This is a genomic window from Mycetocola manganoxydans, assembly GCF_003667545.1.
Lineage (GTDB): Bacteria > Actinomycetota > Actinomycetes > Actinomycetales > Microbacteriaceae > Mycetocola_A > Mycetocola_A manganoxydans.
This window is the reverse complement of the sequence record NZ_RCUV01000013.1, coordinates 89,150-110,338: the sequence shown is the minus strand read 5'-3', so window position 1 is coordinate 110,338 and position 21,189 is coordinate 89,150. Positions and strand designations below refer to the sequence as shown.

The window sequence follows — 21,189 nt, the reverse complement described above, 5'->3', positions numbered from 1 at the left end:
GCTTCCCCGACAATGCGGGCGATCCCCGGTCGGGCCGGAAGAGCCCCGGATGCCACGAGTTCGGTGTAGATCTCGGTCTTGCGTCTGTGCCACCGTGCGAGCACGTCACGCTGGCCGTCCTCGTGGGCCGGCAGATCGTTCGCCCGGACGAACTCAGGTGTAAAGAGGCTCTTCATCCGCTCCTTGCCGCCTCCGATGCGGACCTTGTCGGCGTACTGTTCGTCGTTCCACTCGACCGGAACGCCGAATTCCGCGAACGTCCGGTTGAAAGAGGGAAGGTGCCCGTTGCGTTCGGTGTCGGCGAGGACGCCGTCACAGTCGAAGATGAGGAACGGCATCCTCACCACGCCTTCCCGCTACTGCCGAAGGTGTGCGTGAGTCCGGTCGTGAGGTCGACGATGTGCTGCCGGACGTCGGCGAACAGGGAGGGCGGATCCCACTTGTCCTTTTCCTCTGCGCCCTTCAGGAACTCGAGGCTCGATTTCATGAACTCGATCTTGAGTGCCGTGGAGATGTTGACCTTGGCACAACCGCGCGAGATGAGGTCAGCGAACTGGTCGTCGGTCATCCCGCTTCCGCCGTGCAGGGCGATCGGCGTCGAGGTCGCCTCGACCAGATCGGTCACCCGCTGGAAGTCAAGGTCCGGCGTCGAGGAGTAGACGCCGTGGGCGTTCCCGATCGACGGGGCGAACACGTCGACACCGGTGGTTCGGATGAAGTCGACCGCCGTCTCGATGCTCTCCCTGCGCGTGGCGGTCTCGACTCCGATGCCGTCCTCGACGCCCTGGATCGCTTCGATCTCTCCCTCGACGTGCGCCCCGTAGCTTCGAGCCTCGGCGACGACCTCGACGGTCTGCCGTTGATTCTCTTCGACGGGCATGGTGGACGCATCGAACAACACGGAGTTCCATCCGCGAGCGAGGCACTCGCTGATCACCTGGCGGTCCGGGCAATGGTCGAGGTGCAAGGTCACGGGCACCTCGATCCCGCGCGTCATGGACTCCCACATGGTGAACAGCACATCCACACCGATCGCCTTGACGGTTTTCACCGATGTCTGAACGATGAGCGGCGAGTTGGCTTCGACCGCGCCGGCGAGGACCGCTTCGAGAGTGAGGTCGTTCACGATGTTGATCGCCGGCACGCCGTATTTTTCCGCGAACGCCCGATCGACGATCTCCTTGAGAGAAACCACTGGCATGGGGAACCTCCTTGTCGCCCGTTCCGTGAGCATATGCTCGCGATGTAGGACGGCGACATACGGGCTTCCCCTACCGGACGGTAGGGGTTTCCCCCAGAACCCTGAGCGTCAGTGCGGAACAGACTGGCCGGCGAGTACCGTCCGGTTTGCAGCACCTGTCTTCCGGAGGACAGCGCCCACATGTTTCTCGACGGTCTTGACCGAGATGCGCAACTCGGCCGCTATCCGTTTGTCGGGAAGCCCCTGCTCCACGAGCGCACGCACCTCCCGCTCGCGTGCGGTGAGCGGGTGAGTGTCCCTCGCCGTCAGTGACGCAGTGAACCGGCTCAAAAACTCGGCTGAGAGAAGAGAATCACCGCGAGCCGCCGCGAGAATCGACCGGGCGAGCACCGCCGGGTCTGCCCCGGCTTCGACGAGGCCGATAGCACCCACCTGGGCTGCTTCCCGGATGCGGTCGTCGGTGACGGAGTCGATGAGAAGGACGACAGCGGCGGCCGGATCGGCAGCGCGGAGGTAGGCGGTGAGCTGAACCCCGTCGATCCGGGAGAGATCGAGGTTCGCCAGGACGACGTTGGGGCGGAGCAGGGAGTATGCCTCGACTGCCTGCATCGCATCGGAGATCTCTCCGACGATGTGGATGTCCGGTTCGACCTGGCCCAGGAGCCGGACGAGACCGGCGCGGACGATCGGATTCTCGTGGACGAGCAACAGTCGCCAGCGGAACTGGGAGGTGTCCACCGGTTCAGAGCTGACGTAGGGAATCTCTGCCCGCACACGGGTTCCCCAGTGCGGGGTCGAGTCAACATCGAGCGACCCGCCGAGGAGCCGGGCACGCGCGGTAAGGGTGCGCAAACCGAGCCCGCGTGAGTGATCAGACGATCTGCCGGTGATCGTGGCCAGATCGAATCCGCGCCCGTCGTCCTCGACGAGCGCTGTCACACTTCGGTCGCCGTACACGAGCCCGACGCGCACATGCCGTGCCCGAGCGTGCTCGATCACGTTCGTCAGGGATTCCTGCACGATCCGGAAGAGCTGCCTGGCCGTGTCAGCTGGCAGCGCCTCCGGCTCTCCCGCGACGACGAGGCGGGTCTCGATCGCCGCCGTGGACTGAACCCACGCCAGTTCGAGCGCGATCGCTTCGTTGAGCGGACGGCCGTCGAGGAGGGCTGGGCCGAGGCCGAGGACGGTCCGCTGGGTTTCATGCAAGGCGGACCGGGTGGCGGTCCGCGCGGCGGCGATCGCGTGGCGCGGGTCGCCGCCCCCAGCCAGGTCGCGATCCGCAGAATCCAGCGCGAGCAGCACGGTCGCCAACCCACGGCCCACTGTGTCGTGCACGTCACGCACGACACGTTCGCGTTCCGCCATGATTGCGGCATCCCGCTCCCTCTGCGCCGCCAGCGCATGCATCTTGGCGTTGGCGATGGCGACCGCGGCGTGTGTTGCGAACAACTCCACGAGTGCGGTGTCCTCACCGGTGAAGCGACGGCCGGGTTCCTTGCTGAACACGACGCAGGCCCCGATGATCGCGCCGTCCCACCGGATGGGAACTCCGATGACCCCGTGCAGCGATGCCCGGTCCTCCCTGCTGATGTGCCCGCCGCGCACGTCGGAGTACTCATCGAAGATCACCGAACGGCGCGCTCGAACGACCTCGCCCGTGACCCCCTCATCGAGAGGGAACGTCTGGCCAGACAGGCAGCCGACACCGACGTCCACCTCTTTGCGGTACGTGCCTGCGACCTCATCAACCGTGCAGATCGATCCGCTCTCGCACCCGAGCAGGTCGATCGCGTGGCGAAGAATACGGGCAAGCAACGGGGCGAGAGCGAATTGTCCAGCGAGGTCGGCAGCAGAAGCGGTGAGGGCGTGCAGGCGGAGATCTGCGGGGCCCGAAGAGGACGGCCGGTCCGCTGACGTCATGCGCATTGATCCTCACTGATTGCCCGCACACCCTCGACGAGCCCATCATGGCCTGTGGGAGATGATTGCGCTAGGGGCGCGGCCGGTTACAACTTGGTTTCGCGCGCGAAGCGCCTGCCGCCAGTTGAGTTAGTCTCGGTGTACCGTCACGGTAGACGTAGCGACCTTTAAGGAACAGAACCATGCGCAGAAAATCCCTCCTCGCACCCTTCGCACTCGCGGCAGCAGCGGCCTTCGTGCTGACCGGCTGCGTGAACAATGAGGAAGCCCCCACCGGTGGCTCGAGTGCCGGCGGCTCCGTCAGCGCTGATGAAGAGCTCGCCAACCTCGTTCCCGATGACATCGCCGAGGCAGGTGTGCTGAAGATCGGCGTCGACGCCAGCTACGCCCCCAACGAGTTCGAAGCAGACGACGGATCGGTCACCGGCTGGGACGCAGAACTCGCCGAGGCTGTCGCAGCCAAGCTCGGCCTCGAGGTGGAATGGGAAAAGTCGCTCTTCGACGCCATCCTCCCGAAGGTCGCCGGTGGAACACTCGACCTCGGCTGGTCGAGCTTCACCGACAACGCCGAACGCCAGGCACAGGTCGACTTCGTCGACTACTACAACGCGGGACTCCAGTTCGCCAAGGGCGCGGATGCTCCGGACCTCACCGAATACTGCGGCGTGACCATCGCCATCCAGGCGTCCACGACCTCGGAGCAGTTCCTCCAGGCTGAGAGCGACGCCTGCGTCGCCGAGGGCAAGGCGGCCGTCGACATGCTCAAGTCGGACGGACAGGACGAAGCGACGAACAACGCAGTCCTCGGTCGCGCCGACTACCTGCTCGGTGACTCGCCGATCATTCAGTACGGCGTCGCCCAGTCGGAGGAGAAGCTCGTCCTCAGCGGCGACGTCTTCGATGCTGCACCGTACGGCGTCGTCATCGAGAAGGACGGCGACCTGGTGGAGGCCATTCAGGCAGCGATGCAGGCACTCATGGATGACGGCACCTACCTCGACATCCTCTCCGAGTGGGGCGTCGAGGCCGGAGCCGTGACCGAGGCAACGGTCAACGCCGGCTGACGATAGTGGACCCCGCAACCGAACCGATCAAGGCGGTCAAGCTTCGGCACCCGATCCGCACGGCTCTCGCTGTCGTCATCCTGCTGCTCGTCGTTCTGTTCGTCTGGGATGCCGCCACCCGGGAGGCCTACCAGTGGCCGCTCGTCGGACAGTACCTGCTCGACCGCCGGATCAGCCAGGCGGCTCTCATCACTCTCGCCCTGACCATCTTCGCGATGGTCCTGGCGATTGTCATGGGGTTGCTCCTGGCCGTGATGCGGCTCAGCGACAACCCGGTCCTCAAGGCTGTGTCGTGGGCCTACCTCTGGCTGTTCCGCGGCACCCCGGTGTACGTCCAACTGGTTTTCTGGGGTCTGCTCGGCACCATCTATCGCTCCGTGAGCGTGGGAGTGCCGTTCACCGACATCGAGTTCTTCACGGTCTCTCCGTTTGAAGCCATCGATTTGTTCTGGCTCGCGGTCCTCGGTCTCGCGTTCAACGAGGCTGCGTACATGGCGGAGATCGTGCGTGGCGGCATCCTCAGCGTCCCGCGTGGACAGGATGAAGCAGCGCGCGCTCTCGGCATGAGCTGGCGTCAGACCATGCTTCGGATCGTGGTTCCGCAGTCGATGCGGGTGATCATCCCGCCGACCGGCAACGAGGTCATCTCGATGCTGAAGACGACGTCGCTCGTCACGGCGCTCGGCTTCTCGCTCGAGTTGTACGCGCGAACGAGGGCGATATCTGCGCAGATCTACGCAACGGTTCCGCTGCTCATCGTCGCAAGCATCTGGTACCTGCTGGTCACGAGCATCCTCATGGTCGGGCAGCACTACCTCGAGAAGTACTACGGGCGCGGCGTGGCGCCTCAGCGGGCACCGGAGACCGACCCCGTCGAAACCGGATCCGTCGCCACGGTGGCCGGCACACCAGAGACGGGCGACTCGAACACCGTTCCGCCGCCGAAGAGGGAGCACCAATGACAGACGTTCCGATGGTCCACGCGGACCACATCGTCAAAAGCTACGGCACCCACGAGGTCCTCAAGGACATCTCCGTCACGGTCAAGCGTGGCGAGGTGGCTTGCCTCATCGGGCCCAGTGGATCCGGCAAGTCGACGTTCCTCCGGTGCATCAACCACCTCGAAGCCATCAACGGCGGCCGTCTCTCCGTCGACGGCGACCTGATCGGCTACCGGCAGCGCGGCGACAAACTGTACGAGATGTCGCCATCAGAGGTATCGAAGCAGCGCGCCGACATCGGGATGGTCTTCCAGTCATTCAACCTGTTCCCGCACATGACGGTGCTCGAGAACATCATCGAGGCGCCGACCCGGGTCAAGGGAATCAAGAAGGCTGATGCGGTCGCAACAGCGTACGAACTGCTCGAACGCGTGGGCCTGGCCCACAAAGCCAAGGTGTATCCCGCTCACCTGTCCGGTGGGCAGCAGCAGCGCATCGCCATCGCCCGAGCACTCGCAATGAGCCCGAAGCTGATGCTGTTCGACGAGCCGACGAGCGCTCTTGACCCCGAACTGGTCGGCGAGGTGCTCGATGTCATGAAGGGCCTGGCTGAGTCCGGCATGACGATGATCGTTGTCACCCACGAGATCGGCTTCGCCCGCGAGGTGGGCGATTCGCTGTTCTTCATGGATGGCGGCGTGATCGTGGAGTCCGGTGATCCCCGCGATGTGCTGAACAACCCGAAGCACCAGCGCACCCAGTCGTTCCTGTCGAAGGTCCTCTAGCCGGCGAGCACTTTCCGGATCCGCTGCAGCGACACGGTCTCGGCGGCGCCGATGCTCTGCGCGAACAGGCTGAGCCGTAGTTCCTCGAGCATCCAGCGCGCCTTGACGAGGTGCGGCGGAGCGAACGGGTCGAGCGGAATGCTGCCGCCGGCCGCTTCGAACAGCTCTGTCGCAGCCTGGATCTCGTTCATCCAGACCCGGTCCCGGCTCGGGTTGTCCGGCAGCTTCTCCGCGCGGTGGGCGATCCCCGCCAGGTAACGGCGCAGGGATGCCAGCCGGCCGCTGCCGGTCGCAGACACGAATCCGGCGAAGACGAGTCCGTTCAGCTGGGCGGTCGCATCCGACAGAGCGGGAAGCAGGTTGAGGCTCGTCGCTCGCTTGATCGCCTTCTCTGCCGTACGGGCGGCGCTGAGGACCTTCGCGACGAGCGAGACGGTGTCGAACATCGTGTTCATCATCGCGCCAGACACCCGGTCGCGAACCATCTCGAACTCGGCCCGCATGAAGATGCATCCGTCGGTCGATACGCGGAAGAGGACGTCGTCGATGCACGCGACGAGGCAGTCGTCGAAGAGGGCCTGGGTAGACGGGTACGGGCTTGTGGCGAGAACCAGTTTTTCGGCCGACGTGAGATGCTGCTGCACGTACGTCACGGGCGACGGAATGGCGAGCAGCAGCAGGCGCCGGACCCCGCCTGGCATTGCCCGGCGCTGGTCCGCCTCGGTGGCCATGATCCGGATGGACACGGAGGTTCGATCATCGACGAGCGCGGGGTATCCGCGGATCGTGTTTCCGGCATGGCGGGTATCGACATACCGGGGAAGTTCGTCGAAGTCCCAGCGGGTGATCCCCGAGCGCTCGAGGGCATTCGGCGTCGCCTCTGCGACCTTGGCGACGCTTTCCCTGGTTCGTGACGCAAGCCGGCGTTGCAGGTCCTGGAGGTCCTTACCCGCCGCGACCTGACGCCCCTTGTCGTCGACGACCCGGAATGTCACCCGAAGGTGCCCGGGTATCCGGGACAGGTCGAAGTCAGATGCTTCGATCGGCATATAGGAGAGTCGCTTGATCGCGATGGCGAGGTGGGCCGCGAGCGTGTCGTGGTTCGTCGCCTGCGGTGCCGGTTGCGGCGGCGACGCCGGCAACTCGGCCATGAGCTTGCGTGCCCAGTCGGCTGCCGGCACGACGTTGCGACGGATCGCCTTCGGCAGCGACTTGATCATGGCCGTGACAAGGTCCTGGCGCAGGCCGGGTACCTGCCAGTCGAACCCGGCGGGGGAGAGGCGCGGGAGCAGCGGAAGCGGTACCTGCACCGTGACCCCGTCGTCCTCTGCGCCCGGTTCGAACCGGTAGCGGAGGCTGAGTTTCTGATCGCCCTGTCTCCACACCGGTGGGAACTCGGTTTCATCGACTTCGGGTGCGTCGTCTGGCAACAGGTCTTCCTGCCGCATGGTGAGCAGATTCGGCGTGGCTTTCTTCGCGTCGCGCCACCATCCCTCGAAACTGCGGGTCGAGAACACGTCGGCGGGGATGCGTGAGTTGTAGAAGTCGAAAACGGCCTCGTCGTCGAACAGGATGTCACGACGCCGCGTGCGCTCCTCGAGTTCGGCGAGTTCCTTCCGGAGCTTGCGATTGGCGCGGTCGAACGCCTGGGGTGAGTCCCATTCACCCTCGACGAGCGCGTGCCGGATGAACAGTTCGCGAGAGAGCTCCGGATCGATGCGGGAGTACTGCACGCGGCGGCGCGGAATAATGGCGAGCCCGAAAAGCATGACCTTCTCCCACGCGACGACCGCCCCCTGGCCCTTCTCCCAGTGCGGCTCCGAGTAACTGCGCTTGACGAGGTCGCCCGCGATGGATTCAGCCCACGCCGGGTCGATGGCGGCGTTGGTGCGGGCGAACAGCCGGGAGGTCTCCACGAGTTCGGCAGCCATGATCGCATTCGGTTGCTTCTTCGCGAGTGCGGAACCGGGGAAGATCACGAACCGAGTCTGCCTCGCGCCGATGTAGTCACCCTTTTTCGGCGGCGCGGGTCGAGCGCCCTTTCCGCGAGCCGAATTCGCCGCCGCTGCCGCGGCATCCTTCAAGCCGATGTGGGAGAGGAGGCCGGCGAGGAGCGACTTGTGAATGCCGTCCGGGTTGATCGTGCGGTCGCCGAGCGTGAGGCCGAGGGGTTTCGACAGCTGGCGAAGCTGGCGGACGACGTCCTGCCACTCGCGAACCCGCAGATAGTTGAGGTACTCGTTCTTGCACAGGCGCCTGAATGCGCTGGAACCGAGTTCTTTCTGCTTGTCCTCCAGATAGTTCCAGAGGTTGAGCAGCGAGAGGAAGTCGCTCGTCGGATCGACGAAGCGGGCATGCTGCTCGTCGGCCTGGGCCCGGCGTTCAAGCGGGCGTTCCCTCGGGTCCTGGATGGTGAGGGCGGCGACGATCGCCATCACCTCGCGAGAGACTCCGTGGCGTTTCGATTCGACGACCATCCGGGCGAAGCGCGGGTCGATCGGCAACCGCGAAAGGTCCCGCCCGACGCGCGTGAGCGTCGGCGTTCTTCCCTCCGCCACGGTGATGGCGTTGAGCTCCCGAAGCAGATCGATCCCATCCTTGATGCCGCGCGAGTCCGGCGGCTGGAGGAACGGGAATGCGGCGATGTCGCCGAGGCCCAGCGACACCATCTGCAGGATGACGGCGGCCAGGTTGGTGCGGAGGATCTCCGGTTCGGTGAACTCCGGCCGGGCTCCGAAGTCCTGCTCGGAGTAGAGCCGGATCGCGATGCCGTCACTCGTGCGGCCGGATCGACCTGAACGCTGGTTCGCGGATGCCTGCGAGATCGCCTCGATCGGCAGCCGCTGGATCTTGGAGCGCACGCTGTAGCGGGAGATCCTCGCCGTGCCTGCGTCGATGACGTACTTGATGCCAGGGACGGTAAGGCTCGTCTCGGCGACGTTGGTGGCGAGCACGATACGGCGGCGAACCCCGGCGATCGCGCTCGGCCGAAAGACGCGGTGCTGTTCGGCGCTCGTCAGCCGCCCGTACAGCGGGAGGACTTCGGTGACACCGGCGCCTCCGGATGCGTAGCGAGCACGGAGGGCGTCCGCGGTGTCGCGGATCTCGGTCTCGCCGCTGAGGAAGACGAGGACGTCGCCCATCGACTCCTGAGCGAGTTCGTCGAGTGCCGCCGTGATCCCATCGATCGGGTCGCGGTCGGGCTCGGTGTCGGATGCGTCGTCCTGGTCGTCGTCCTCGGCAGGCGCGTCTGCGACGAGAGGCCGGTACCGGATCTCGACGGGGAACGTCCGCCCTGACACCTCGACGATCGGCGCGTCATCGAAGTGGCGCGAGAAGCTCTGAGGGTCGATTGTCGCCGACGTGATGACGACCTTCAGGTCCGGGCGCTTCGGGAGCAACTGTTTGAGGTAGCCGAGCAGGAAGTCGATGTTGAGGCTGCGCTCGTGTGCCTCGTCGATGATGATCGTGTCGTAGGAACGCAACATCCGGTCGCGGTGAATCGCGTTCAGCAGGATGCCGTCGGTCATCAGTTTGACCTTCGTGTCCTTTCCCGCCTGGTCGGTGAACCGCACCTGGTAGCCCACGACGCCACCGAGCTCGACACCGAGCTCTTCGGCGATGCGCTCGGCGATGGTCCGGGCGGCGAGCCGTCTCGGCTGGGTGTGCGCGATCGACTCGCGGCCGAGTTCGAGAAGGATCTTCGGCAACTGGGTGGTCTTGCCCGACCCGGTGGCGCCAGCGACGATGACGACCTGGTGATCGCGAAGAACCTCTTTGATCTCGTCCTTCATCTGGCTGACGGGCAGCTCGGGAGGATAGGAGATCGTGAAAGACATAGCCCTCCATCGTAGGACACACTGCCCGCGCGTTGCCCGGTGTCGCGGGTGTGGGGCATCCGTCACCCGAATATCCCAACAACTCGAGTCAGGAGCGCCGATTCCGCTGACGGCGAAGAGGCGCAGCGACAGGTGCCACGCGCGCCGCAAGGGTGGTTAGCTGGAGCAATGACGACAACGTGGACCGGTCCGGTACTTTCCCTCAATTCAGGCGCAACCATCCCGCAGCTCGGCTTCGGCGTGTTCAAGGTCGACCCTGCAGAGACCGAGCGCATCGTGAGCGATGCCCTCGAACTCGGTTACCGCCACATCGACACGGCGGCGATCTACGGCAACGAGGAGGGGGTCGGGCGCGCGATCGCAGCCAGCGGCATCCCCCGTGAAGACCTGTTCATCACGACCAAGCTGTGGAATGACGACCAGGGCACCCAGTCGGCGCACGACGCCATCGACGCGAGCCTCGAAAAGCTGGGCCTCGACGCCGTCGACCTCTACCTCATCCACTGGCCGACGCCGCAGCGCGACCTGTACCGCGAGAGCTGGAAGGCGATGCAGCAGATCCAGGCCGACGGGAAGGCGACATCGATCGGTGTCTCCAACTTCCTCGTCGAGCACCTCGAGAATCTGCTCGCCGACGGTGGCACGGTTCCCGCCGTCAACCAGATCGAGCTGCACCCCGCGCTCCAGCAGCGCGAGGTCGTCGAATTCTCGCGGGCGAACGGCATTCAGATCGAGTCGTGGGGGCCGCTCGGCCAGAGCAAATACCCGCTGTTCGATGAGCCAAGTGTGACGGATGCCGCGTCGGCACACGACAAGACGCCAGCCCAGGTGGTCCTCCGCTGGCACCTGCAGAACGGCATCATCGTGTTCCCGAAGTCCAACAGTCGGGCCAGGATCGCGGAGAACCTCGACCTCTTCGACTTCGAACTGACGGATGCCGAGATGGCCGCGATCACCGCTCTCGAGCGCGACGGCCGGGTCGGGTCTCACCCGAACGACGTCAACTGACCGGAGAATTTCAATGGCACTGCCTGACACGTTCGACTCCAGCACCGACAGTTTCGCCGCTGACTGGGCCACCTGGCACGAGGCGCGGGAGCGGGGGACCGGTTCCCCGCTCGGCGTCGCGTCGCTCGTTGCGACCCACTGGCTCGCAGGCGCACCATCCGAGCTCGAGGGCGTTCCGGGCAGATGGCACGCTGCACCTGAAGGGATCGTCGGCTCGGGGCATGAGCTCACCGGCCTCACGCTCCTGCAGGGCGGACGCCCCATCGATGTGATCGAGGAAGACACCGTCACCCTCACCGCGGGTCAGGACATCGAGTGGGGTGAGAAGCGTCTGCGTTACTTCGAGCGGGATGGCGCTCTCGCGCTTCGCCTCCTCGACCCGGAAGCACCGTCCCGTGTGGCGCTCGGCGGCATCGATGCGTTCGAACCGAGCGAGAGCTTCGTGATCTCCGGACGGTTCCGCCCGGCGGCGCCGGACGCGAGCGTCGAATTCACGACCATCGACGGACATCGTTCCGAGGATGCCCCCGCCGGTTTCGTCGACCTCGATCTCGCCGACGGGCCGGTCTCGCTTACCGTGACGCTCGAACGAGGGCGCCTTCACGCGGTCTTCTCCGACGGAACGAGCGGCGAGGAGAGCTATCGCTTCCGGTTCCTCGACCTCGCCCTCCCCGTTGCGGACGGAACGGTGATCGCAGACTTCAACCGGGCGTACTTGCCCCCGTGCGCGTTCAGCGACTTCTACGTCTGCCCGCTTCCGCCCGCCGGCAACCGATTCGCCACGCCGATCCGCGCCGGGGAGAAGAACCTGATCCGCGCCGCGTGATCCCCGGTTACGCCGTGTTTCAGTCGTCTGGCACGGCGCCCGCCAACCGGCGTAGCGTCGCAGCATGGCCGAGAACACCCGCAACCGCCCCCTGAGAGTCGTCGCTGTCAGCGGAAGCCTCCACGCCCCATCGAAGACGAGCGTGCTCGTCGCGGCCATCCTCGATGAGATCGCCGAACACCAGGAGATCTCGAGACACGTGATCGAGCTCAGCGACATCGGACCGGAGTTCGCCGGCGCGCTCACCCGGGATGACCTGCCGTCCTCCGTCGAAGACGAACTGCGTCGCATCGAAGAAGCCGATCTCCTCATCGTTGCGAGCCCGGTCTACCGCGGTTCCTTCACCGGGCTGTTCAAGCACCTGTTCGACTTCGTCGGCCAGTACGCGCTCGTGGACAAGCCGGTACTGCTCGCCGCAACCGGGGGCGGTGAACGTCACGCGCTCATGCTCGAGCACCAGTTCCGTCCACTCTTCGGGTTCTTCCAGGCCCTGACTCTGCCCATCGGCGTCTATGCCTCCACCAGCGACTTCACCGAGTACACCCTCACCTCGGACGCTGTGAAAGGACGCGTCGACCTTGCCGTTCTGCGCGGGCTGCCGTTCGTGCGCAGCTCCAACCGCGACCGGGACGCCGTGTCCGCATACGTCGGAGCCTGGTAGCGAGGCCGGTACCGAGCCTAGGCTGGGCGCATGGTCAATCGGCTCGCCACCTCCCTCAGCCCGTATCTTCGTGCGCACGCCGACAACCCCGTCGACTGGCGCGAGTGGGGGCAGGATGCGTTCGACGAGGCATCCGCCCGTGACGTTCCCGTCTTCATCTCCATCGGTTACTCGACCTGCCACTGGTGTCACGTCATGGCGAGGGAGTCGTTCCGCGACCCCGAGATCGCGGCGGTGCTCAACGACAACTTCGTGAGCATCAAGGTCGACCGCGAGGAGCACCCGGGAGTCGACGCGAGCTACATCGCCCAGGCCGCGGCCTTCACCCGCCAGCTCGGCTGGCCGCTCAGCATCTTCACGACGAGTGAGGGCGTTGCGTTCCACGCGGGAACCTACTATCCGCCGGTGCCGATCCAGGGGCATCCGTCCTTCCGGCAGTTGCTCGCCGCCGTCCTCGACGCGTGGACGAACCGGCGCACCGAGGTTCTGCAGAACGCTCGCGCGATCGGTGACGCGATCGCTTCGTCACCCGTTCCGGAGGGCGGGGCGCTGCCCGCGCCGGCGGACATCGACGCAGCGGTGAAACGGATCGCTGATTCTGAAGACCTTCAGTTCGGCGGATTCGGTGCCGCGCCGAAATTCCCCGTCGCCCCCGCGGTGAACTTCTTGCTCGACACCGAGGTGGGCATGGAACTCGGCGCCCGAACGCTCGAGAAGATGGCAGCGTCGCCGTTGCGCGACGCGGTCGAGGGCGGCTTCTTCCGCTACGCGACTCAACGCGACTGGAGCGATCCCCACTACGAACGGATGCTGTACGACAACGCCATCCTGCTCGATGCATACGCGACGGCATGGGCTCATGACCCCGCCAGGAACTGGGCAGCCGAGACGGCGGCCGGTATCGCCCGGTTCCTCGGCGATGTGCTGCAGCTGCCGTCTGGCGGGTTCGCGAGTGCACAGGACTCGGAGTCCGTGATCGACGGCGCACGATCCGAAGGCGGCTACTACGCCCGCGATGCTGCCGGGCGGGAAGAACTGGAACCGCCCGCCCTCGACGAGAAGGTCCTCGCCGGCTGGAACGGGCTCGCGATCGGCGCCCTCGCGCGTGCTGCTGTCGTCTTCGACCGGGTGGACTGGCTGGACTCGGCTCGCGCAGCGGCCGATCATGTGCTCGCCCACCATCGCACGCCGGACGGCCGGCTCGTGCGTGCTTCGGTGGCCGAACGGCGATCGAGCGCTCCGGCGGCGCTCGAGGACTACGGGATGCTCGCCTCCGGTCTCCTGAACCTGGCCGCGGCCACCGGAGAAACGTCGTATGCCGTCGAAGCGCGGGCCCTCGTGGATGACGTCCTCACCGCCGGAGACGCCGCTGGGACGGTCTTCGCCGAGCCGGGCGGGGGCGATCCCATCCTCGCGGCTGCCGGAATCGTGCTCGCCGGGGACCCGTCCGAAGGGGCGTATCCGTCCGGCATCAGTTCGTGTGCAACGGCGGCCTGGCGCCTCCATTCGGTGACGGGGGATCGACGTTACCTCGATGCTGCGGTTTCGGCGCTCGAACCGATCAGCGAGCTTGCGCTCGCCAATCCGCTGTCGTTCGGCACATCGCTCGCGTTGCTGTCGCGACTGACCCGCACTCCTGTCCAGCTGGTTGTGGTGAGCCCGGATGGCTCATCACCCGCACAGGAGCTGCCCGCGACGATCCGGACCCGCCCGACGGACGTGACGGCGCTCGTGACCGAGCAGCAGGCAGCGGCGTTCGCGGCTGCCGGGTTCGAGCTGTTCGATGCCAGGACGCCGCAGAACGGGGCGCGGGTCGCCTATCTCTGCGAAAACTTCACCTGTCGGCTGCCCGAAAAGGTCTGAGTCAGCATTCGATCACGTTGACGGCGAGGCCGCCTTCGCTGGTTTCCTTGTACTTCGTCGACATATCGATGCCGGTCTGCCGCATCGTCTCGATCACCTGGTCGAGCGACACGAGGTGCGTTCCGTCGCCGTGTAGCGAGAGGCGGGCGGCGCTCACCGCCGTGGTCGACGCGATGGCGTTGCGTTCGATGCACGGCACCTGAACGAGCCCGCCGACCGGGTCGCAGGTGAGGCCGAGGTGGTGCTCCATTGCGATCTCCGCCGCGTTCTCGACCTGCCCCGGAGTGCCGCCGAGAACGGCGCAGAGGGCACCGGCCGCCATCGCGCAGGCCGAGCCGACCTCGGCCTGGCAACCGCCTTCGGCACCGGAAATCGACGCATTCGCCTTGAACAGTGAGCCGATCGCGGTGGCGGTGAGAAGGAAACGACGGATGCCGTCGGCTGACGCCCCAGGGACGAACCGCAGGTAGTACGACGCGACAGCGGGAATGATCCCGGCCGCACCGTTCGTCGGTGCGGTGACGACGCGTCCCCCCGCTGCGTTCTCCTCGTTGACCGCGAGGGCGAACGAGTGAAGCCACTCGCTCGCGAGTTCGCGCCCGCTTTCGGCCTCGGCGGCCTCCAGATGATCGCGAACCGCCGCCGCCCGGCGTTTCACCTTGAGCCCTCCCGGCAGGACGCCCCGACCGGCGAGACCGTTCTGCACCGACTGGTCCATCGCCGCCCAGATGGCATCGAGCCCCGCGTCGACCTCTCCGGCCGCGCGCACCGCCTCCTCGTTCCGCCGGGCGACCTCGTCGATGCGCAGGCCGTGCTCGGCACACAGGGCGAGAAGTGTTGCCGACGTCGCGAACGGCAACGGGTACGCCGGAGCGGGACGCGCCGAAAGATCCTCGCCTTCCCGGCGGATGAATCCGCCGCCGACCGAGTAGTAGGTTTCGCACGCCACCGGTTCAGCGCCGGATGACCAGGCGGACAGGGTCAGCGCATTCGGGTGGCCGGGCAGCCGTGTGCGCGGTTCGAAGCTGATGTCTTCCTTGTCGAAGCGGAGAGGGTGCGATCCGCGCACGAGAATCGTGCTGCCGGGGGAGAGCTCCGACCAGGCGCTTCTCACGATGGCGGGATCGCACGTCTCGGGCCGAGCGCCGGAGAGCCCGGCGACGACGGCGTCTGGCGTGCCATGGCCGATGCCGGTGGACCCCAGCGACCCGAACAGAACACAGGTGATGCGCTCCACCTCGTTCAGACGCCCGGATGCCTCGAGCCGCCCGGTGAAGTCGAGGGCGGCGCGCATGGGGCCGACGGTGTGCGAGCTCGACGGACCGATGCCGATGGAAAACAGGTCGAACGCAGAAACATACGCCGTCATGCCGCCTCCTCGCGCCATCCAGAACTCACGGCTACTCTATGCCGGAAGAGATCTGATCGGGCAGTCTGCGCGGTCCGAACGCCATCGGTTGCACGAAAACGGCACTGACGGCGGTCCGAGCGCAGCAAATCTGCGGGGAACGGCGGTCAGCGAAGGCCCTTCTTCGAACTGATCTGGCCGGTGTCGAACCCGAACAGGTTGAGGCCGCCGTGGAACCGGGCGTGCTCAACCTTGATGCAGCGATCCATGACCACCGTGAGGCCGTTCTCTTCGCCGTAACGGGCGGCATCCTCATTCCAGATACCGAGCTGCACCCACACCGTCTTCGCACCAACGGCAAGGACGTCGTCGATCACGGAGGGGATGTCGCTGGCCTTGCGGAAGACGTCGACGATGTCAGGTACCTCGGGCAGCGAAGCGAGGTCGGGGTAGGCCTTCTGCCCGAGGATCTCGTCGGCGTTCGGGTTCACGAAGTAGACCCGGTAGCCGCTCGACTGCAACAGGTAGGTGCCGACGAAGTAGCTCGAGCGCGCGGGGTTCGGCGATGCACCGACGATGGCGACCGATGTTGCTGCCCGCAGGATGCCGAGGCGCTCTTTCGCGTCAGGTCCCACCCACGTGCGTTGGGTCTTGAGCAGTCTCGCGAGGGGTGAGTTCGCCGGGAGCGAGCAGGTCAGACCGTTCTGAAGCTGAGTGGTCACAAGATCCGACACGATTACGCCTCCACTGCCTGGCCGAGTGCCTGATCGAGATCATAAATGATGTCATCGGCGTCTTCGATACCCACACTGAGCCGCACCACGCCGGGGAGGACGCCCGCGTCGGTGAGCTGCTGCTCGGTGAGCTGGGCGTGCGTCGTCGACGCCGGGTGGATGATCAGGGTCTTCGTGTCGCCGATGTTCGCGACGTGGCTCGCGAGCTCGACGGATTCAATGAGTTTGCGTCCGACCGTGCGGCCGCCCTTGACGACAAAGCTGAACACGCTTCCGGCACCCTTGGGCAGGTACTTCTTCGCGCGGTCGTGGTGCGGGTGCGACTCGAGGCCGGCCCAGTACACCGCTTCGATCCGTGAGTCCTGCTCGAGCCAGGTCGCCACGGTCCTGGCGTTTTCGACGTGGGCCTGCATCCGGTAGGACAGGGTCTCGACTCCCTGCGCGAGAGCGGCGGCCGACGTCGCGGAGAGTGCGGGGCCGATGTCGCGCAGCTGCTCGGCGCGCAAGCGGGTCAGGAAGGCATACTCACCGAAGTTGCCGGACCACTGAAGACCCCCGTAGCTCGGAACCGGCTGATCGAACAGCGGGAACTTCTCCCCGCTCCAATCGAACCGTCCACTCTCGACGACGACACCGCCAAGGGTCGTGCCGTGCCCGCCGAGGAACTTCGTCGCCGAGTGCGTGACGATGTCCGCTCCCCACTCGATCGGCCGGTTGAGGTACGGCGTCGCGATGGTCGAGTCGATGACCAGGGGCAGGCCGTGGGCGTGCGCGACATCGGCAAGACCCTCGATGTCGGCGATCTCACCGGACGGGTTCGCGATCGTCTCGGCGAAGATCAGCCTGGTCTTGTCGGTGATCGCCGCTGCGTAGTCCTCGGGGTTCGAGGAACGCACGAATGTGGTTTCCACCCCGAACCGCCGCAGCGTCACGTCGAGCTGGGTGATCGACCCGCCATAGAGGTTCGCGGATGCCACGATGTGGTCTCCGGCGCCGACAAGGCTCGCGAAGGTGATGTACTGCGCGGAGAGACCGGATGCCGTCGCGACGGCGCCGAGGCCGCCTTCGAGGCTCGCGACCCGTTCCTCGAAGCTCGCGACGGTGGGGTTCGCGAGCCTGGAGTAGATGTTTCCGTACTTCTGCAGGGCGAATCGCGCAGCGGCATCCGTCGTGTCGTCGAAGACGAAAGCCGTCGACTGGTACACCGGAAGCGCGCGCGCACCCGTCGCCGAGTCGGGGATGTTGCCCGCATGGATTGCCCTGGTGCGGAAGCCGTATTCGCGATCTGCCATGTCATCGAGGCTAGCCGCTCGGCTCGGGCACGTGACCCGCCGTCGTAACACTGTGACGCGAAGAGGCGCGGCTCCTACCCGACGAGCGAGACGGCCGCGAGAGCGAGTCCGGCGATGAGCAGCCACGCGAGTAATCCGACGACGAGGGCGCGCCATCCCGTTGTGACGAGGCGGCGCAGATTCACCGACGCTCCGAGCGCGAAGAGCGCGAAAGCGAGCAGGACGCCCTGGACGGTGTCGGCCGCGTCGAGGACGGGATCGGGGATGGGCACGAACGTCCTGAGAAGGATCGCGGCGACGAATCCCGCGACGAACAACGGGACGATCGGCGGGCGGGTCGCTCCCTCGCTGACTGCCCTTCTGCGTTCGACGACTCCGGCCACCGCGACGATCGGGGCGAGAAGCAGCACGCGCGTCAGCTTGACGACAAGGGCGACGGCGAGAGCGCCGCTCCCGGCGAGTTGAGCCGTTGCGACGACCTGCCCGACGTCATGAACGCCCGCTCCGACCCAGTGCCCGAATTCGACGTTCGTGAGGCCGAGCGGATGCCAGGCGACCGGGAGCACGAAGATGGCGAGTGTCCCACAGAGCGTGACGAGGGCGATCGGTGGTGCCTGCTCCGAGCTCTTCGCTTTGACGACCCCGGCCATCGCACCGATGGCACTCGCACCGCAGATGGCGAACCCGGTGGCGAGAAGAAGCGGCTCGTGCCCGGGGAGGCGGAACAGTTTGCCGAGCGCCCACGTTCCGGCGAAGCTCAGCATCACGACGGCGACCGTCGACACGAAGACGCCCCAGCCGAGCCCGGCGACATCGATCAGGCTGAGCTTCAATCCCAGCAGCACGATTCCGATGCGCATCAGGCGGCGGGCGGAGAACGCGATCCCCGGCGCAAGGATGCCGTCGAGCCGGCTGCGGATCGACGGCACCTGTCCGCAGGCGATGCCGAGAACCACACAAACGGTGAGCAGCGGGAGTGACGGGAGAAGCTGGTGAACCCCGGCGGCGACCACAACGGCAGCTCCGGCGAGGAGGAGCCCGGGCACGCGGGAGCGCCAGACGGACGGCCCGGCGCTGGTCGTCGTCACACCCATGACGGCAACCAGGAGTGCAGCATCCAGAACCAGTACGGGACGGTCGTCGCTGACCAGAGCGGATACCAGAAGGCGCTGACGAGGGCAGCGGCTGCGACGAAGAGAACGGTGAGCGAGATGCCGCGGCTCCGCCGCCAGGTTTCGTCGCCGGGCGATCCGAGGATCAGCCCGCAGACGAAGACGAGGCCGAGTATGACGTACGGCAGAAAGACGATCGTGTAGAACTGGAACACCGTTCGTTCGGTGTACAGCAACCACGGCAGGTAACCCGCGACGATCCCCATGAGGATCAGTCCCACCCGCCACTCGCGGTATCGGGCCAGCCGGTACACGAGGTAGAGGAGCGCCGCGACGCCGGCCCACCAGATCAGCGGATTCGCGATCGACGTGATCGCCTGCGAACAGGGTTCGACGGCGCAACCGGGCGAGCCGGCATCCGGGGAGGCGTACCACATGCTCGTGGGGCGAGTGAGGGTGAGCCAGCCGAGCGGGTCCGCGGCGTACGGGTGTGACGCGCTCAAGCCGACGTGGAACGTGTAGATCGACTGCTGGTAGTGCAGGAAACTCTGCCAGGCCGGCGGCACCCACGCGAGAGCCCCTGTCCAGGCGTTCGACGACTGCTCGGCCCAGGTGCGGTAGTACGCGTTGTCGGAGACGAACCAGTTGGTCCAGCTCGCGAGATACACGGCGAGGGCCGGGGGGACGAACAGAAGGAACGTCGCCGGGCCCTGTTTGAGTACAGACGCGCTCGTCCACAGGCCAAGGCCGAGCCGCCGTCGTGCGAGTGCGTCGACGACGATCAGATACAGCCCGAAAGCGGCGAGGAAGTACAGGCCACTCCATTTGACGCTCGACGCGAGGCCGAAGCACAGCCCGGCCGCGAGCACCCACGGCCGCCACCAGATCACCGGACCCCACGCTAGGTCCCGCCCGGCAGCACGCAGCCGGGCAACGCGCTCTCCGAGGACGCGGTCGTGCCACGACCGGTCGAGCAGCACACAGCCGAAGCCGAGCAGGGCGAAGAACATCACGGAGTTGTCAAGCACCGCAACGCGCGACATCACGATCGCCTGCCCGTCGATCGCGAAGAGGAATCCGGCGAGAACGGCGAGAAGTGTCGAGGCGAAAAGCTTCCGCGCGATGAGCATGAGCAGGAGGACGGCGAGCGTTCCCACGATGGCCGTCGAGATGCGCCAGGCGACACTGTCACCGGCGCCGAATGCCGCGAGCCCCAGCGCGATGAGCCACTTGCCGAGAGGCGGATGCACGACATACGACGGATCGTCGAGATATCCGGACGTCTCGCCGCGGTTGAACGCTTGGTCGGAGTTCTCGGGCCACGACGACTCGTAGCCGTTCTGCAGCAGGGTCCAGGCGTCCTTCACATAGAAGGTCTCGTCGAAGACGAGGGAACTCGGGTGCCCCAGGTTCCAGATGCGCAGGATGCCGGCGAGAAGCGTGACGAGAATCGGAGCGCCCCAGTACCAGGCTGTTCTTCTCGCCGGGGTGGACAGCATCCGCTTCGACCAGTCGTCGAACCGCGAGCCCCGTTCTTCGGGAAGCATGTCGTCGGGCATCGCCGGTGCGGCCGGGTCCCCGGTTGCGACCGGGGCGAACGGGTCGCGAGAGGGGACAGACACCCTGCAATGCTAACCAAGCGAGCTCCCAGCCGATGGCGGGTGGGAGACTGGGGTCATGATCATCCTCGCAGCGACCCCGATCGGAAACCTCGGGGACGCGTCGAAGCGCCTCGTCGACGCACTCAGCTCGGCCGAGGTGGTCGCCGCGGAGGACACACGGACGACGGTGAAGCTGCTCAAGGGACTCGGTATCGCCCACAAGCCGCGGCTGGTGAGCCTCCACGAGCACAACGAGCGCGAAAAGTCGGCCGAGCTGATCGACTTCGCGCGCGACTCGGACCTGCTCGTGCTCAGCGACGCCGGGATGCCGACCGTGTCTGATCCCGGTTACCACCTCGTCGTCGCGGCCGTCGACGCGGGTGTGGAGGTCACCGTCCTGCCCGGTCCGAGCGCCGTCATCACGGCGCTCGCCGTCTCCGGCCTCCCGACGGACCGGTTCACGTTCGAAGGCTTCCTGCCCCGCAAGCACGGCGACAGGGTGACCTCGTTCCGGCTGCTCGAGCACGAGCGTCGCACGATGGTCTTCTTCGAATCCCCGAACCGGCTCGCCGACTCGCTCGCCGATGCGGCATCCGTCTTCGGCGCCGACCGGCGCGTTGTCGTCTGCCGCGAGCTCACGAAGATGTTCGAGGAGGTCAAGCGCGGAACGGCTGCGGAACTCGCCGAGTGGGCCAGGGCGGGCGTGCGCGGCGAGATCTGTGTCGTCGTCGCCGGTGCCGAGAAACGGGAGTTCGACCTGCACGACGGCGTCGTCCAGGTGCTGGAACTCGTCACAGCGGGCGAACGCCTGAAGGATGCCACGGCGCAGGTGGCCGAGGCGACCGGGCTCAGCAGACGCGAGCTGTACCAGGCGGCGCTCGCCGTGAAGAACTGACGCGAGTCGCCCACTCTCACGGGTGTTCCAGCGCCAGCACCCGTGGAACCGGGCATCTCGCGGACGCTTCGGCGTCACACGCCGGGCAGCGGCTCTAGG

Annotated in this window: 17 protein-coding genes; 8 read left to right on the top strand and 9 right to left on the bottom strand. The window is 66.3% G+C overall.

Features of this window, described 5'->3' with window-relative positions; genetic code table 11:
- The 3 genes from D9V29_RS12100 to D9V29_RS12090 form a co-directional block, all read right to left on the bottom strand.
- Positions 1–338, bottom strand: a 338-nt coding sequence (locus D9V29_RS12100; RefSeq protein ID WP_510754753.1) for an HAD family hydrolase, incomplete at its 3' end; no start/stop codon positions are given.
- A 2-nt stretch (positions 339–340) separates the two neighbouring features.
- Positions 341–1,201 (bottom strand): class II fructose-bisphosphate aldolase, encoded by an 861-nt coding sequence (locus D9V29_RS12095; protein WP_121673585.1) that lies wholly within the window; start codon positions 1,199–1,201, stop codon positions 341–343.
- Between the two features lie 108 nt (positions 1,202–1,309).
- On the bottom strand, positions 1,310–3,121 hold the full coding sequence (locus tag D9V29_RS12090; protein ID WP_183085004.1) for a hybrid sensor histidine kinase/response regulator transcription factor: 1,812 nt from the start codon (positions 3,119–3,121) through the stop codon (positions 1,310–1,312).
- 182 nt (positions 3,122–3,303) lie between these two features.
- Between D9V29_RS12090 and D9V29_RS12085 the strand changes: the two genes are divergently transcribed.
- From D9V29_RS12085 to D9V29_RS12075, 3 genes are read left to right on the top strand one after another with little or no spacing between them, the layout of a single operon-like run.
- Entirely contained in the window at positions 3,304–4,185 is an 882-nt protein-coding gene (locus tag D9V29_RS12085; protein ID WP_121673583.1) for an ABC transporter substrate-binding protein, read from the top strand.
- A 5-nt stretch (positions 4,186–4,190) separates the two neighbouring features.
- The gene (locus D9V29_RS12080) at positions 4,191–5,147 is read left to right on the top strand and encodes an amino acid ABC transporter permease (RefSeq protein WP_229790551.1); all 957 of its coding nucleotides are present in this window, start codon (positions 4,191–4,193) and stop codon (positions 5,145–5,147) included.
- Entirely contained in the window at positions 5,144–5,911 is a 768-nt protein-coding gene (locus tag D9V29_RS12075) for an amino acid ABC transporter ATP-binding protein (protein WP_121673582.1), read from the top strand. Before D9V29_RS12080 ends, D9V29_RS12075 begins: the two co-directional genes overlap by 4 nt.
- Here the strand turns inward: D9V29_RS12075 and hrpA are convergent.
- Positions 5,908–9,816, bottom strand: a complete 3,909-nt coding sequence (gene hrpA, locus D9V29_RS12070) for an ATP-dependent RNA helicase HrpA (RefSeq protein WP_259462902.1) — start codon at positions 9,814–9,816, stop codon at positions 5,908–5,910. The genes D9V29_RS12075 and hrpA overlap by 4 nt on opposite strands.
- Before the next feature lie 102 nt (positions 9,817–9,918).
- Here hrpA and D9V29_RS12065 point away from each other — a divergent pair, with 102 nt between their 5' ends.
- From D9V29_RS12065 to D9V29_RS12050, 4 genes are all read left to right on the top strand, one after another.
- Positions 9,919–10,758, top strand: coding sequence for an aldo/keto reductase (locus D9V29_RS12065; protein WP_121673580.1), 840 nt, complete (start codon positions 9,919–9,921; stop codon positions 10,756–10,758).
- A gap of 13 nt (positions 10,759–10,771) precedes the next feature.
- A complete protein-coding gene (locus tag D9V29_RS12060; protein ID WP_183085003.1) occupies positions 10,772–11,584 on the top strand; it encodes a DUF1684 domain-containing protein in 813 nt (270 codons plus the stop codon).
- A 64-nt stretch (positions 11,585–11,648) separates the two neighbouring features.
- A complete protein-coding gene (gene msuE / locus D9V29_RS12055; RefSeq protein ID WP_121673578.1) occupies positions 11,649–12,245 on the top strand; it encodes an FMN reductase in 597 nt (198 codons plus the stop codon).
- A 30-nt stretch (positions 12,246–12,275) separates the two neighbouring features.
- Entirely contained in the window at positions 12,276–14,108 is a 1,833-nt protein-coding gene (locus D9V29_RS12050) for a thioredoxin domain-containing protein (protein WP_121673577.1), read from the top strand.
- 1 nt (position 14,109) lies between these two features.
- Here D9V29_RS12050 and D9V29_RS12045 read toward each other — a convergent pair whose 3' ends face one another.
- From D9V29_RS12045 to D9V29_RS12025, 5 genes are all read right to left on the bottom strand, one after another.
- Complete coding sequence (locus tag D9V29_RS12045; RefSeq protein WP_121673576.1) at positions 14,110–15,477, bottom strand: L-serine ammonia-lyase; 1,368 nt, start codon at positions 15,475–15,477, stop codon at positions 14,110–14,112.
- A 146-nt stretch (positions 15,478–15,623) separates the two neighbouring features.
- A complete protein-coding gene (locus tag D9V29_RS12040; RefSeq protein ID WP_373294841.1) occupies positions 15,624–16,190 on the bottom strand; it encodes a CoA-binding protein in 567 nt (188 codons plus the stop codon).
- A 2-nt stretch (positions 16,191–16,192) separates the two neighbouring features.
- Positions 16,193–17,482 (bottom strand): O-acetylhomoserine aminocarboxypropyltransferase/cysteine synthase family protein, encoded by a 1,290-nt coding sequence (locus tag D9V29_RS12035; RefSeq protein ID WP_121673574.1) that lies wholly within the window; start codon positions 17,480–17,482, stop codon positions 16,193–16,195.
- A 74-nt stretch (positions 17,483–17,556) separates the two neighbouring features.
- Positions 17,557–18,576: a YeiH family protein gene (locus D9V29_RS12030; protein WP_121673573.1), complete on the bottom strand. Its 1,020-nt coding sequence runs from the start codon at positions 18,574–18,576 to the stop codon at positions 17,557–17,559.
- Entirely contained in the window at positions 18,567–20,216 is a 1,650-nt protein-coding gene (locus tag D9V29_RS12025) for a dolichyl-phosphate-mannose--protein mannosyltransferase (RefSeq protein WP_229790553.1), read from the bottom strand. Before D9V29_RS12025 ends, D9V29_RS12030 begins: the two co-directional genes overlap by 10 nt.
- A 55-nt stretch (positions 20,217–20,271) precedes the next feature.
- Between D9V29_RS12025 and rsmI the strand changes: the two genes are divergently transcribed.
- Positions 20,272–21,090: a 16S rRNA (cytidine(1402)-2'-O)-methyltransferase gene (gene rsmI, locus D9V29_RS12020; protein WP_121673572.1), complete on the top strand. Its 819-nt coding sequence runs from the start codon at positions 20,272–20,274 to the stop codon at positions 21,088–21,090.
- Positions 21,091–21,189: the final 99 nt, after the last annotated feature.

Excerpts from the sequence above, each read along its gene's own strand:
- D9V29_RS12035 (WP_121673574.1), bottom strand. The coding sequence starts at position 17,482 with ATGGCAGATCGCGAATACGGCTTCCGCACCAGGGCAATCCATGCGGGC.
- D9V29_RS12065 (WP_121673580.1), top strand. The coding sequence starts at position 9,919 with ATGACGACAACGTGGACCGGTCCGGTACTTTCCCTCAATTCAGGCGCA.
- D9V29_RS12060 (WP_183085003.1), top strand. The coding sequence starts at position 10,772 with ATGGCACTGCCTGACACGTTCGACTCCAGCACCGACAGTTTCGCCGCT.
- D9V29_RS12050 (WP_121673577.1), top strand. The coding sequence starts at position 12,276 with ATGGTCAATCGGCTCGCCACCTCCCTCAGCCCGTATCTTCGTGCGCAC.
- msuE (WP_121673578.1), top strand. The coding sequence starts at position 11,649 with ATGGCCGAGAACACCCGCAACCGCCCCCTGAGAGTCGTCGCTGTCAGC.
- D9V29_RS12045 (WP_121673576.1), bottom strand. The coding sequence starts at position 15,477 with ATGACGGCGTATGTTTCTGCGTTCGACCTGTTTTCCATCGGCATCGGT.
- D9V29_RS12085 (WP_121673583.1), top strand. The coding sequence starts at position 3,304 with ATGCGCAGAAAATCCCTCCTCGCACCCTTCGCACTCGCGGCAGCAGCG.
- rsmI (WP_121673572.1), top strand. The coding sequence starts at position 20,272 with ATGATCATCCTCGCAGCGACCCCGATCGGAAACCTCGGGGACGCGTCG.
- D9V29_RS12090 (WP_183085004.1), bottom strand. The coding sequence starts at position 3,121 with ATGACGTCAGCGGACCGGCCGTCCTCTTCGGGCCCCGCAGATCTCCGC.
- D9V29_RS12095 (WP_121673585.1), bottom strand. The coding sequence starts at position 1,201 with ATGCCAGTGGTTTCTCTCAAGGAGATCGTCGATCGGGCGTTCGCGGAA.
- D9V29_RS12030 (WP_121673573.1), bottom strand. The coding sequence starts at position 18,576 with ATGGGTGTGACGACGACCAGCGCCGGGCCGTCCGTCTGGCGCTCCCGC.
- D9V29_RS12075 (WP_121673582.1), top strand. The coding sequence starts at position 5,144 with ATGACAGACGTTCCGATGGTCCACGCGGACCACATCGTCAAAAGCTAC.